This is a genomic window from Sulfitobacter sp. S190, from assembly GCF_025141935.1.
Lineage (GTDB): Bacteria > Pseudomonadota > Alphaproteobacteria > Rhodobacterales > Rhodobacteraceae > Sulfitobacter.
The window spans coordinates 2876570-2889947 of record NZ_CP081120.1 but is presented as its reverse complement, the minus strand read 5'-3'; the positions used below and the strand labels follow the sequence as shown (position 1 = coordinate 2889947).

Below are 13378 nucleotides of genomic sequence, written 5' to 3'. Positions count from 1 at the left end.
TGGCCCCGCGGGCGTCTGTACTAGGCGACCCTGCGGCCTGTTACCCAGGTCTGGTGCAGCAAGGGGGATGTGCCGAGCGTATCAAACACGATCAGATCACCCCGTTGTCCGACCTGCAAAGCACCACGATCGGGGAGGCCCGCCGCCCGCGCCGGTGCATATGTGACCGTTGCGATCGCGCGCGGCAGGTCGTTCCACATCTCGGCCAGCATCAGCGCGCCATGCAGCAAGGCCGCGGGAACATAATCCGACGACAGTATGTCTAATAGCCCCGCTTGCGCCAGCGTGCTCGCTGCGACATTCCCCGAATGGCTGGCGCCCCGCACGAGGTTCGGGGCCCCCATCATCGTTGCGACCCCATGCGCGGCGCAGGCCTGTGCCGCGTCAATCGTCGTGGGGAACTCGGCCAGTTGCATGCCCCGCGCCGCGCTTTGTGCGACTTGCGCGGCGGTCGTGTCGTCGTGGCTGGCCAGCACCGCACCCAAGCGGTGCGCCGCCGCAAACGCGGCCTGTTCATGCGCGTCACCATGGCTCTGGCGCAAGGCGTGGCGCAGGTCGATATGCTGTGCGAAAGCATCTGCCGACATGGCGTGTTTACCACGCACGTAGGCCTCGAATTTCGCCAAATCACGGAATTGGCGCTGTCCGGGGGTGTGATCCATGACCGACAGAATGCCGACGCGGTCGTCGCTGTCGAACTCGGCCAGCTCTTCGCCCAGCGTTTCGGAGCAGATCTCGGCCCGCAGGTGGATCCGGTGGCTGATCTTGAGCGCACCGCGCCTGTCCAGCGTATGCAGCTCGTCGGCGAGCGTGCGGGCGTAGCGTCCGTAGCGCTTTGCACCGTCGGATACGATCGCACCCACACGTATCGCGTCAAAGACGCTGGTGATCCCGCAGGCGGCCAGTTCGCGGTCATGGCCGAGGATCGCCGCGACCGCAGGCCAGCCGACGTTGGGCCGCGGTGTCATGTGCCGCTCCAGATTGTCAGTGTGCAACTCGACCAGACCGGGTGCGATGAAAGCGCCGCCGCAGTCTATATCCCCGCTTCGCGTGGCACCTTCATCGATCTGCGTGATGACGCCATCTGCAACCGTTATCGCGCCCTCGATCACCCTGTCGGGCAGCACAAGTCGGGCGTTGGAAAATACTGTCTGTTCTGTCATAGGACCGTCATATCGCTTTGGCATGCGCAGGGGCATGGCAGGGCAGGGGGAGCAACCGATGTTCGAACGATACGCAGTCTATTTCACGCCGCAAGGGGGGCTGGCGGAAAAGGGCGCAGCCTGGCTGGGTTGGGATATCGCGCGGGGGCGGTCTTCTCTGCATCCGGTGCTTGCCGGTGTGGACCTTGCCGAAGTGACCCGGGTGCCGCGCAAATACGGGTTTCACGCAACGATCAAGCCGCCCTTCCACCTTGCCCAAGGTCAGACCGCCCAAGCGTTGGCCGCCGATCTCGAAAAGCTTGCGGGCGATCTGGCAGCTGTCACGCTTACCACGCTTTCGGTCAGCAGGCTGGGCAGGTTTGTCGCGCTCAAGCCGGTCGGTGATACGGCCGCGTTGGCGGATCTGGCCGCGCGGGTCGTCACCGGGCTCGACACGTATCGCGCGCCTGCGTCGAAATCGGAACTTGCGCGCCGTCGCAAGCGCAAGCTGAGCGTGGCGCAGGAACGCTACCTGACCGCTTGGGGCTATCCCTATGTGATGGACGAGTTCCGGTTCCACATGACGCTGACCTCGCCAGTCGAGGATGCGGCGCGGATCGTACCGCTGGCGGTCTCCTTTTTTCGCGATGTTCTTCCGACGCCATTTTGTCTCGATGCGCTGACGCTGGTGGGTCAGGATGCGGATGGCATGTTCCACGAAATTGACCGGTTCGCGCTGACCGGCAAGTAAGCCCCGACCGGGGTTGCCAACGCCCGAGCGATTGCGCAATCGTTGGGCCATCATGCGGCACTGCCGCCTCAGACGGGTATCCAAATGTCACAGGACATCACGGCAGACGCGCTTTACGGGCGACTTGCTGCTTTGCCAGCGGGCCGCAGGCTGGTCGCCGTGGCGGGGGCGCCTGCGTCGGGCAAGTCCACGCTTGCCGAAGGACTTGCCGCGCGTTTGCCGAATGCGGCAGTGATCCCGATGGACGGCTTTCATTACGACAACCGCGTTTTGCAGGAGCGGGGGCACCTGTCGCGCAAGGGCGCGCCACACACATTCGATGTGGGAGGATTGTATCACCTCTTGCAGCGGCTGACCCGCAACGACGCGCCAGAGGTGGCCATCCCGCTTTTTGACCGGTCGATCGAGACCTCTCGCGCAGGGGCCGCGATCGTTCCTCAATCGGTGCAAACCCTCTTGGTCGAAGGGAACTATCTGCTGCTCGACCGAGCCCCGTGGTCGACGCTGCGACCGTTGTTTGACCTGACGGTCATGATCGCGGTCAGTGAGACAGTGCTGCGTGACCGGTTGATCGCACGCTGGCAGGGCTACGGGCTGTCACAAGATCAGATCGTCGCAAAGCTCGAGGAAAATGACCTTCCCAACGGGCGCACGGTCATCCGCGAAAGCGTGGCGGCGGACCTGACAGTGCAAAGCGTCTGATCTGTGCCGTGTCTGTGTTGGCCTCTGCATGCCTCGGTAAATCAAAGAAATTTCCGATTGGGCTGGCAATAGGGGACCAAGCAGGCATACTGCGGCACAACATCCTAGGGCATGGCGCCAGAAAGCTCTAACATGAGTAAAGACAATACCGACACCTTCGTGGTGGCGATTGGTGCATCCGCGGGCGGCCTTACGGCAGTTGTCGAATTGCTCAGGGCGCTGCCGGAGGGGTTGAATGCGCCGATCGTTATTGCCATTCACAGCGATCCTTCATCGCGGCTCGACACTGTTTTGCAGGCAAAGATCAACCTGCCCATCGTCAAGCTCGAGACCGACACCAAACTTGAGGCCGGTACCGTTTACGTGGTGCCGGGGGCCACACATGCGTTGTTCCGCAAGGGCAGTGTGCGCCTGTCCGAAGAAGTCAGCGAATCCGGGTTTCGCCCGTCCATCGATGCGCTGTTCATGACTTTGGCGGCCGAGTACCAGGATAAGGCGGTTGCGGTGGTGCTGTCGGGCTTGCTCAAGGACGGGATGCGCGGGGCTCAGGTTGTCTATGACATGGGCGGGCGCACCATCGTTCAAAACCCCGAAGACGCCATCTACGAAAGCATGCCGCGCAGCGTGATCAATTCCGACCATCCCGCTGCCATCTTGTCGGCCACGGAACTTGGCGAATGGCTGTGCGACCTGATCGGTGATGCTGACAGCTAGTTTGCCTGAATGACGGCGTCTGTCCATTCCTGCAGGAATGTCCTGCGTTTGAGCGTGTCGAGATAGGTCATCAGGGCAGGCTCCAGCGCAATTGCCGACGCGGCCCCGTTATCGGGTGATGTATCGAGCGGTGGCAGCGTGCCTTTCCCGCCCTGCGCGGCCTGAAAGCGGATCAGATGCGCCAGAAACTGGCGGGCCTGATCGGGGTGGGGGGCAGACCGTGACACCAGCGCTGTGCGCATCATCGTGGTCGGGAAATCGGAGGGAAGAATGATTTCGATGCTGTCATCCTGCTGTGCGCGGGCCGCGGCATAGCTGCCCAGCACATTATAGGCCACGGCAATGCGGCCCTCGACCAGATCATCGATCATATCGCCGGAACAGCAGTAAAGCTGCGTCCCCAGTCCGCCCATCACTTCCATCAGGCGCCAGAAGGTCTCTGACGCGCGGGCGTCCTGCGTGGCAAAGAGATAGCCCAGACCGGATTGCCGCACATCATACGTACCGATGCGCCCGCGGAACCGGTTGGGTTGCGCGCGCAGGGCGTCGATCAGATCTTGCCTGCCCTGCGGCAGGGGCATTCCCGCAAAAGCCGCCTTGCGGATCACAATGGCCGCGGGTTCTGTCGTGAAGCCGAAAAGGCTTTGCCGCCACACGGCCCAAACGGGATGATCAAGTCCTTCGATGCGCCGCGCCAAACCGTCGTTTGTGAGTTTGAGCTGCAAATCCATCGCGCTCGAAATCGCGAGGTCGAATGTTTCGGGACTGGCGCGGAACACGCGGTCGAGATCGGCAGTGCCCGTGACGAGGTATTCGACGGCCACGTCGGGTGATGCGGCGGTGAACTCTTCGATGATGGGTACAAAGAACGAGGTGTCGGTGCTGGATATGATCCGCAGCACAGTAGGTGCGTCGGCCGCGCCAAACAGCCTGCGATCTTCCCAATCCTGGCAGAGGGCGACACCGGGCCAGAGCCAGAACGCTAAAAGGACAAGAATGCGCATGCGCCGCCCTCCGGGTTGTTGGACAGGGTCAGAGAGCCGCCATGTGCCACGGCCACGTCCCGCGCAATTGTCAGGCCCAGCCCCGACCCGATCGTTGCACCGGCATTTCGCCCACGCACGAACCGGTGCGCCAGCGTGTCGATTTCATCAGGCGGGAAGCCCGGGCCCTCGTCTCGTATTGTGACGGACGGCTGGGGCCCGGCAGTCACGCCGATGCGGATGGTGGTTTCTTCGGGCGCGTATTTCAAAGCATTGTCGATCAGGTTACGCAGCGCGTTCTGGACAAGGATCGGGTCGCCCTGCACCGTCACCCGCGGATCATGGGTAAGTGCAAATTCGACATCACGCATTTCGGCGACGGGCGTGAGACGCTGAACCAGATCGGTCACCAGCTCGACCATGTCGATCGGCTCGCGCTGCAGATGGTCGGTCCGGAAGGTGATCATCGCGTGATCCAACAGCTGTCCGGCTGCGCGACTGCTTTCATCGATGGCACGCACCATAGCCCGCAGGCTGTCGCGGTTTTCCTGCTTGTCGACACGTTGCAGTGTGACTTCCGCATAGGAGCGGACCGTGGCGAGTGGCGTTCGCACGCGGTGGGCGGCTTCGGCGATGAAATCCTCGGACTGCTGCAGCGACTGATCGAGCCGGCCCATCAGTGAATTGAGCGATCCGACCAAGGGGGCCATTTCGACCGGTACGGGTTGTTCGAACGGGCGCAAATCCTGCGGTCCGCGCCGCGCGACCGAGGTACTCAGCCGTTTGAGCTGTCCGATTGTCGTGGACGTGGCCCAGATCGAAAGCAGGCTTGCCAGCACGAAGAATCCCAGCCCGAAACCCGCGACCGTGCGCGAGATCTGGTTGAGCGTGCCAGACAGGTCATCAAGGGTTTGAGCAACGGAAACGGTGACCTGCGTGCGCACGTCCGATCCGATCAGCGTGCGGGTGGCATCGGCGGCCCGCACGGGTACACCGTCCACAACGACGGTCCTGAATCCGCTGTCCGATTGTGCCGCGCGGGGCAAGGTATCGTAGCCGGAGAGCAGTGTATCGTCGCGCCAGATTGCATAGAACACACGATCGTCAGACGGGGTCGTGAGCATGGAAAATGCGGCGTAGGGGAAGTCGATCTCGACCAGCCCGTTGCGCAGGACAGCGGCATCCAGGATCGATGTGACAGATGCCCCCAGAATGGCATCCTGTCCGTCCTGCGCGATCCGCGCGGCGTAGGACCGGACAACTACAAACAGCAGGATGGCCAGAACCGCAGCGGCCCCGGTAAGCGCATAGGCCAGACGTTTGCGCAGCGATCCGCGAATGGCGAGCGCGTCAGTCATGGTCCAGTCGGTATCCCAGTCCACGGTGTGTGCTGATCGTAACAGACGTGCCGTCAAGGTGTTTGCGCAGCCTGCCGATGTAGACTTCGATCGCGTTCTCCGACACGTCGTCATCGTAGGAAAACAGCCGGTCGAATAGCTTCTGCTTCGAAAATATTTGACCCGGTGCGCGGATCAGCTGTTCCAGCAGGCGCAGCTCGCGGTTGCGTAAATTCAGCGTCTGGCCGCGCACAGAGAGGTGGCCTGCCACGGGGTCGAATGTCACATCACCAAAGCGGTGTACCGTCTGGATGCTGCCGGTCTTGCGGCGCAGAACCGCCCGGCACCGCGCCTGAAGCTCGGCATGGTCAAAGGGTTTGGTAACGTAATCGTCGGCCCCCAGATCGAGCATGCTGATTCTGTCGGAGACCTGGCTGCGGGCGGTCAGCACGATGATCGGAGTGTCGTTGCCCGCATCCCGGTGGGCGCGCAGGAAACTCCGACCGTCCCCGTCGGGCAGCATGATATCGAGCAAGATCAGATCGTATTCGCCAGCTTGTGAAAACCCGATTGCCGTATCAATTTTATCAGCATGATCAATGACATGTCCGTCCAGCCGAATTCGGGAGCAGATGGCATTCGCCAATTCGGCGTTGTCTTCGATCAGCAGGTACTTCACATCCAGCCTCTTTTTGCGGCGCGTGACAGGTCTGTGTCAGGTTGCCATGGTTATGTCCATCAACTGAGCCGCCAAGGCTTGGGTTGTCAAATGGGAGGATAACATGACGACATTGAAACTGGGCCGCCGCGCCCTGATGGCTTCGGCCGTCGCCGCACTGAGCTTTGGTAGCCCCGTGCTGGCCGATGGTCACCAGGTTGTGGACAGCATCCACTTTCTGATCCCCGGAGGCGCCGGTGGCGGTTGGGACGGCACCGCACGCGGCACCGGCGAAGCGTTGACAAACGCGGGTCTGGTCGGATCGGCATCCTACGAGAACATGTCTGGCGGCGGCGGCGGCAAGGCCATCGGCTACCTGATCGAAAACGCGGATAGCAACCATGGCACGCTGATGGTCAACTCCACGCCCATCGTGATCCGGTCGCTGACGGGTGTGTTCCCGCACAACTTCCGTGACCTGACCTTGGTCTCAGGCACAATCGGTGACTACGCCGCGATTGTTGTCGGCAAGGACAGCCCGATCAATTCGATGGACGATCTGCTGGCGGCCTATGACGCCGATCCGGCTGCAACGGCAATTGGCGGCGGCTCTGTCCCGGGTGGCATGGACCATCTTGTTGCGGCCATGGTCATGGAAGCCGCCGGTAAAGACGCTTTGGGCGTAAAATACATCCCCTATGATGCTGGCGGCAAAGCCATGGCGGCCCTGCTGTCAGGTGAAATCGCGGCCCTGTCGACAGGCTTCTCCGAAGCGGTTGATCTCGCGGCGGCAGGCGAAGTCAAGATCATCGGCGTTACATCGCCCGAGCGCGTGGATGCAGCCCCCGATGCCATGACAATGAAAGAACAGGGCATCGATACCGAGTTCGTCAACTGGCGTGGCTTCTTCGGCGCGCCGGGGCTGCCCGAAGAGCAGAAGGCCGCTTATCAGGACGCAATCGCCAAGATGTACGACACGCCGGAATGGGAAGAAGTGCGCGCGCGCAACGGGTGGGTCAACATCCATAACCCCGGTGACGACTTCGAAGCCTTCCTTGAAGATCAGGAAAAAACCATCGGTGATCTGATGAAGAAACTGGGCTTCCTGTAAGCCGTTTCACGACAACAAGGCAGAGCGGGCGACCGCTCTGCCTTTTTCTTTTCACGGGGAGGGGACAATGGCGCTTGATCGTTGGATTGCATTGATATTGCTCGGCATTTGCGTGGCCTATGGCTACACGGCCTTTTTCACCATGGACGCGGGTCTGGCCCCCTTCATGAAGCGCAACCCGATCTGGCCAAGCACCTTTCCGAAGGTCTTGTCCGTCCTCGGGATCGCCGCATCGCTCATTATCCTGCTGGGTCTGGAGAAATCGGAAGCGAAAGAGGCGGAAATCGACTACCGCCGTCTGCACGAGTACAAGCTTGGTCAGGCATTGACGCTTTTGGCCCTGATGGTTGCCTATGCGCTGTGTCTGCGACCGATGGGCTTTATCGGCTCGACAGTCGTATTCCTTGTTGCCGGATCGTTCATTCTGGGCGAACGGAAATGGCACATCATGGTCCCTGTCGCGCTGATTGCCACGCTGGTGGTCTGGTATCTTGTGCAGGAAGTGCTGGGCATCTACATGCGCCCGCTTCCGTTCTTTATCGGAGGGTAATGGCATGCTCGAAGGACTTCTCATTGGTCTGCAAACGGCCTTTTCATTGCAAAACCTGCTGATGGTGATCGGCGGCTGCCTGATCGGGACATTCATCGGAATGCTGCCGGGCTTGGGGCCTATGTCGATCATCGCGATCATGATCCCTGTGGCCATCTCCATGGGCGATCCATCCGCAGCGCTGATCCTATTGGCGGGGGTCTACTACGGCGCGATTTTCGGCGGGTCGACCTCCTCCATCCTGCTCAACGCGCCGGGGGTTGCAGGGACAGTCGCCTCCAGCTTTGACGGCTACCCGATGGCCAAGCAGGGCAAGGCCGGCAAGGCGCTGACCATCGCGGCCATCGCCAGTTTTGCGGGCGGTACCATCGGTGCGATCCTGTTGATGATCTTTGCGCCGATGCTGTCACGTGTGGCTTTGGCTTTCCATTCGGCGGAATACTTCGCGCTGATGGTCGTGGGCCTGTCGGCCATCGCGGCATTTGCGGGCACCGGTCAGGTTGCCAAGGCCATGATGATGACGGTCTTGGGATTGATCATGGCCACGGTCGGCGAAGGCGCTTTGTTCAATCTGCCCCGCTTTACGATGGGCATTATGGATCTGCAGTCGGGCTTTGGGTTTATCACGCTGGCAATGGCGATGTTCGCGTTACCCGAGGCGCTTTTTCTGGTGCTCAAGCCCAAGGACATCGGCAGCGGCGAAGGCGAGATCAAGGATTTGCGCATCACCCGCACGGAGGCGCGCGCGATCGCGCCGGTGATCGGACGCCAATCAATCCAAGGGTTCTTCATCGGCGTTCTGCCCGGGGCAGGGGCGACCATCGCGTCGTTCCTCGGCTACGCGGTGGAACGCAACATTGCACCCAAACACGAACAGGAAGAGTTCGGAAAAGGCGCGATCAAGGGTCTGGCCGCTCCTGAAACGGCAAACAACGCGGCCTGTACCGGATCGTTTGTTCCGCTTCTGACGCTGGGCATCCCGGGGTCGGGCACCACGGCCATTCTGCTGGGGGCGCTGATTGCGCTGAACGTATCGCCGGGGCCGAGGCTGATGGTTGATGAGCCGCAGATTTTCTGGGCCGTCATCATGTCGATGTTTATCGGAAATCTCGTGTTGTTGATCCTCAACCTGCCGCTGATCCCCTACATCGCCAAAGTGCTGTCGGTGCCGCGCAATTTCCTGATCCCGTTCATTTTGTTCTTTACCCTGATGGGCGCGTATATCGGCCAGAACAACGCGACCGAGTTGCTGATCCTCGTGGGGTTTGGCGTTTGCGCGACCGCATTGAAGTTTGCGGACTATCCGCTGGCGCCTCTGCTGATCGGGTTCATCCTTGGCGGGCTGCTCGAAGACAATTTCTCCCGCTCGATGCAGCTTTATGACGGCATGTCGTTCATCTGGGAACGGCCGATGACGCTTGGGCTTTTGGTCATCGCTGTGGTCCTGATCCTCTTGCCGAGCTTTCGTGCCCGCAGGGCGCGTGCGCGGGCAGCGGGTGTGGCCGACGGAGACTAGGTTTCGCTCAACATGCGCTGGCCTGCCGTCCGAATGAGGTCGGCCAGCGTTTTGAACTGTGCGGTCATCGGGCTGGACCTGCGCCAGACCAACCCCACGCTGCGGCGCGGCTGCTTGCCCTTGAACTGCGTCACGCACACGGGTGCCGAACGTGCCTCCACGGGGGCGGCCATCTGCGGGATCAGGGTCACGCCGATGCCCGCGCCTACCATCTGTACAAGCGTCGAGAGCGAACTGCCGTCCATTCCGTCCTTCGGGCGGGCCGTTGGCATGGTACAGAAAGATAGCGCCTGTTCGCGAAAACAATGCCCTTCTTCGAGCAGCAAGAGCCGCATTTTTGCGAGGTCTTGCGCGCCGGGCACCGGTTTGTCCGCATCCCCCAATGGGCGCACAAACAGGAATGTCTCATCGAACAGTGGCGTCTCGATCAGGCCGGGTTCGGAAATGGGCAAGGCGACAATGGCCGCGTCGAGCTGGCCTCCCTTGATTTCGGCGATCAGCTTTTCGGTCAGCGTTTCACGAATTTGCAGGTCCAGCTGGGCGTGCTGTTCGGTCAGATCCAGAATGATCTGCGGCAGCAGATAGGGCGCGATTGTCGGGATGACGCCCAATCGCAACTTGCCCGCCAGCCCCGTTTGCGACGCGCGGCCCATTTCGGACAGATCATCGATCGCCATCAGAATAATGCGGGCGCGCGTGGCGATCTCCTGCCCGAAGGAGGTGAGGCTGATCGTGCGGGTGCCCCGCTCGAACAGGGTATGCCCCAATGATGTTTCGAGTTCCCTGATCTGCACCGATATGGCGGGCTGCGAGATGCCGCAGGCCTCGGCAGCGCGCCCGAAATTGCCATGTTCCGCGACAGCTTCGAAATAGCGAAGCTGTTTGATCGTCAGTCTATCCATAACTTCAGATTATCACTCCGATACGAAAATACAATTTCAAACCATGTATAGGGGCTGGTATGTTCACGTCAGAAAGCGATTCAACCAACATCGGAGAGACAGCTATGGACGGCAATCACATCGGTAAATGCCCCGTGATGCACGGCGCACCAATGACCCCTACCAGCGACAAGCGCACGAACCGCGACTGGTGGCCGAATGCGCTGAACCTCAAGATCCTCAGCCAGCACACCGCCGAAGTCGATCCGTTCGGCAAACGCGTGAACTACGCTGAGGAATTCAAGAAACTGGACCTCAAAGCGCTCAAGGCCGATCTGACCGCGCTGATGACAGACAGCAAGCCGTGGTGGCCTGCGGACTACGGCCACTACGGGCCGCTGTTCATCCGCATGGCATGGCATTCCGCGGGCACATACCGTAGCGCCGACGGTCGCGGTGGCGCCGGTACAGGCGGGCAACGCTTTGCGCCGCTGAACTCATGGCCCGACAACGGCAACCTCGACAAGGCGCGCCGCCTGCTGTGGCCCATTAAACAGAAATACGGCAACCAGATTTCGTGGTCTGACCTGTTTGTTCTGACAGGCAACGTGGCGATGGAATCGATGGGCTTCGAGACCTTCGGCTTTGGCGGCGGTCGCGAGGACACGTGGGAGCCTTCGGACGACATCTATTGGGGTGTCGAGGATGAGTGGCTCGGCAACAAGCGCTACACAGGTGAGCGTGATCTCGAAAGCCCACTGGCTGCCGTGCAGATGGGCCTCATCTATGTGAATCCCGAAGGTCCTGACGGAAACCCCGATCCTCTGGCATCGGGCTACGACATCCGCGACACCTTTGGCCGAATGGGCATGAACGACGAAGAAACCGTGGCGCTCGTCGCGGGCGGGCACACTTTCGGTAAGGCGCACGGCGCGGGCGATCCGGCTCTGGTCGAGGCGGAGCCCGAAGGCTCTCCGATCCAGCAGATGGGCCTGGGGTGGCGCAACGGGCTTGGCGGCGGTCACGGTCACGAGACGACCACGTCCGGCATCGAAGGTGCATGGACGCCGACGCCAACCACATGGGACATGTCGTATTTCGATACGCTGTTCGGCTACGAATGGGAGCTGACGAAAAGCCCCGCAGGTGCCCACCAGTGGAAACCGGTCGGTGACGTCAACACCGTCCCGGATGCGCACCGCGATGACGTTAAACACGCCCCCATGATGACAACCGCGGACATGGCCATGCGCATGGATCCGGCGTACGAAAAAATCTCGCGTGATTTCCACGCGAATCCGGACAAGTTTGCGGACGCCTATGCCCGCGCCTGGTTCAAACTGATCCACCGGGATATGGGCCCCAAAATCCGGTATCTGGGTGACGAAGTGCCCGCAGAGGATTTGGTCTGGCAAGATCCGCTGCCTGCCGTCGATCATGATCTGGTCGATGCCTCCGATATCTCGTCGCTTAAGGCGAAAGTCTTGGAAACCGGTCTTTCGGTGTCGGAACTGGTGCGTGTTGCGTGGGCTTCGGCTTCGACCTACCGCGGGTCCGACCACCGCGGCGGGGCAAACGGCGCGCGTATCCGGCTGTCTCCGCAAAAGGACTGGGCGGCCAATGAACCTGCGCAGCTGGACAAGGTGCTGAATGCACTGGAAGGCGTGCGCGCCGAATTCAACGACGCGCAGACAGGCGGTAAGGCGATTTCACTGGCAGACATGATCGTGCTGGCGGGCTCCGCCGCGGTGGAAAAAGCCGCCAAGGATGGCGGTTTTGACATGGAGGTGCCGTTCACACCGGGCCGTGTCGATGCAACGCAGGAACAGACGGACGATGAAAACTTTGCCTGGCTCGAGCCAATGGCCGACGGTTTCCGTAACTACGCCAAACAGAAATTCAACGTATCGGGTGAAGAGCTGTTGGTGGATCGTGCGCAACTTTTGACGTTGAACGCGCCGGAAATGACCGTTCTTGTCGGGGGCCTTCGGGTTCTGGACGCCAACTATGACGGCCAGCAACACGGTGTGTTCACGGACCGTAAGGGCGTGCTCAGCAACGATTTCTTCCGCAATGTCGTGGACATGAACAACGTCTGGGAAGCGATCAACGACGATGAAGATGTCTTTGAGGCCAAAGATGTCGTCAGCGGCGAGAAGAAGTTCACCGGCACCCGTGTAGATCTGGTGTTCGGTGCGAATTCGCAATTGCGCGCACTGGCCGAAGCCTATGCTCAGGATGACGCGGCGGAAGAGTTTGCCCGGCAGTTTGTCAATGCCTGGGCCAAGGTGATGGAACTGGACCGCTTTGATCTGAAGTAATTGCAGCGCTTTGCTGTATCGACCGGGGGCTGCTTTTGGCGGCCCCCGTTTCGTTTGTCAGTCGCTGTTGTCCTGAAAGGTGCGGCGCGCAAGCAAGACGCGCGAAACCGCGGTGACAAAGCACAGACCACCAAAAACCCAGGCCAATGGTGAAAACCAGCCAGGCAACAGACACAGCAGCACGAAAAAGGCGATTGTCTCGGTCCCTTCGAGCAGGCCTTGGGTAAAATAGAGCGACTTGCTGCCCAGACTGTCGTTTTGCATCGCGTTTTTCTCGGCCAGCACGGCGTAGCCCAGAAAGCTGGTGCCGTTCACGTAGAAGCTGCACAAGAGAAACGCGCCTGCGGCACCATTTGAGGCGGGATCGGCCATCACAAAGGCCATCGGCACGGCGCCGTAAAAAGCAAAATCCGCAACGATATCGAGGTATCCGCCAAAGTCGGTCTTGCGCGTCGCGCGGGCCACTGCGCCATCCAGCCCGTCGGCAAGGCGGCTCAACAGCAGGGGAACAAGCGCTAAGAAGCTGTGATCGAACGCAATCAGCGCAGCCGCGACCATGCCGAGCCCGAGCCCGACCACGGTCACACAATCGGCCCGCAGACCGGAGCCTGCAAGCACACGCCCCAAACGGTTGAGGGGCGGATCAATCACACGGCGCATCACAGCATCAAACATAGGGTCACCTTGCACGAATTGCGCATCCTGTGAACAC

Annotated in this window: 13 protein-coding genes; 7 read left to right on the top strand and 6 right to left on the bottom strand. The window is 60.9% G+C overall.

What is annotated here, in order from left to right; translation table 11 throughout:
* Positions 1-20: 20 nt before the first annotated feature.
* Positions 21-1163, bottom strand: a complete 1143-nt coding sequence (locus K3756_RS14440; RefSeq protein ID WP_259988571.1) for an alpha-D-ribose 1-methylphosphonate 5-triphosphate diphosphatase — start codon at positions 1161-1163, stop codon at positions 21-23.
* 58 nt (positions 1164-1221) lie between these two features.
* On the opposite strand from K3756_RS14440, the gene K3756_RS14435 reads away from it, so the two are divergent.
* From K3756_RS14435 to K3756_RS14425, 3 genes are all read left to right on the top strand, one after another.
* Entirely contained in the window at positions 1222-1893 is a 672-nt protein-coding gene (locus K3756_RS14435; RefSeq protein WP_259988569.1) for a DUF1045 domain-containing protein, read from the top strand.
* Between the two features lie 84 nt (positions 1894-1977).
* Positions 1978-2595: a nucleoside/nucleotide kinase family protein gene (locus tag K3756_RS14430; RefSeq protein WP_259988567.1), complete on the top strand. Its 618-nt coding sequence runs from the start codon at positions 1978-1980 to the stop codon at positions 2593-2595.
* A 132-nt stretch (positions 2596-2727) separates the two neighbouring features.
* Positions 2728-3309, top strand: coding sequence for a chemotaxis protein CheB (locus K3756_RS14425; protein WP_259988565.1), 582 nt, complete (start codon positions 2728-2730; stop codon positions 3307-3309).
* Here K3756_RS14425 and K3756_RS14420 read toward each other — a convergent pair.
* Genes K3756_RS14420 through K3756_RS14410 form a run of 3 tightly spaced genes read right to left on the bottom strand, consistent with a single transcriptional unit; the run spans position 3306 to position 6308 of the window.
* Positions 3306-4313 carry an ABC transporter substrate-binding protein gene (locus tag K3756_RS14420; RefSeq protein ID WP_259988563.1) on the bottom strand — a complete coding sequence of 336 codons (1008 nt, stop codon included), beginning with the start codon at positions 4311-4313 and terminating at the stop codon, positions 3306-3308. The genes K3756_RS14425 and K3756_RS14420 overlap by 4 nt on opposite strands.
* The gene (locus K3756_RS14415; RefSeq protein WP_259988562.1) at positions 4292-5650 is read right to left on the bottom strand and encodes a sensor histidine kinase; all 1359 of its coding nucleotides are present in this window, start codon (positions 5648-5650) and stop codon (positions 4292-4294) included. Before K3756_RS14415 ends, K3756_RS14420 begins: the two co-directional genes overlap by 22 nt.
* Complete coding sequence (locus K3756_RS14410; RefSeq protein ID WP_259988560.1) at positions 5643-6308, bottom strand: response regulator transcription factor; 666 nt, start codon at positions 6306-6308, stop codon at positions 5643-5645. The genes K3756_RS14415 and K3756_RS14410 overlap by 8 nt, the downstream gene beginning before the upstream one ends.
* A gap of 103 nt (positions 6309-6411) precedes the next feature.
* On the opposite strand from K3756_RS14410, the gene K3756_RS14405 reads away from it, so the two are divergent.
* The 3 genes from K3756_RS14405 (at position 6412) to K3756_RS14395 (ending at position 9464) form a co-directional block, all read left to right on the top strand.
* Positions 6412-7398 carry a tripartite tricarboxylate transporter substrate binding protein gene (locus K3756_RS14405; RefSeq protein WP_259988559.1) on the top strand — a complete coding sequence of 329 codons (987 nt, stop codon included), beginning with the start codon at positions 6412-6414 and terminating at the stop codon, positions 7396-7398.
* A gap of 67 nt (positions 7399-7465) precedes the next feature.
* Complete coding sequence (locus K3756_RS14400; protein ID WP_259988557.1) at positions 7466-7948, top strand: tripartite tricarboxylate transporter TctB family protein; 483 nt, start codon at positions 7466-7468, stop codon at positions 7946-7948.
* Between the two features lie 4 nt (positions 7949-7952).
* The gene (locus K3756_RS14395; RefSeq protein WP_259988555.1) at positions 7953-9464 is read left to right on the top strand and encodes a tripartite tricarboxylate transporter permease; all 1512 of its coding nucleotides are present in this window, start codon (positions 7953-7955) and stop codon (positions 9462-9464) included.
* On the opposite strand, the gene K3756_RS14390 is transcribed toward K3756_RS14395, so the two are convergent.
* Positions 9461-10366, bottom strand: a complete 906-nt coding sequence (locus K3756_RS14390) for a hydrogen peroxide-inducible genes activator (RefSeq protein WP_259988553.1) — start codon at positions 10364-10366, stop codon at positions 9461-9463. The genes K3756_RS14395 and K3756_RS14390 overlap by 4 nt on opposite strands.
* Positions 10367-10470: 104 nt before the next feature.
* On the opposite strand from K3756_RS14390, the gene katG reads away from it, so the two are divergent.
* Complete coding sequence (gene katG, locus K3756_RS14385; protein ID WP_259993567.1) at positions 10471-12666, top strand: catalase/peroxidase HPI; 2196 nt, start codon at positions 10471-10473, stop codon at positions 12664-12666.
* Between the two features lie 57 nt (positions 12667-12723).
* Here katG and K3756_RS14380 read toward each other — a convergent pair whose 3' ends face one another.
* On the bottom strand, positions 12724-13341 hold the full coding sequence (locus K3756_RS14380) for a CDP-alcohol phosphatidyltransferase family protein (protein WP_259988551.1): 618 nt from the start codon (positions 13339-13341) through the stop codon (positions 12724-12726).
* Between the last annotated feature and the right edge of the window lie 37 nt (positions 13342-13378).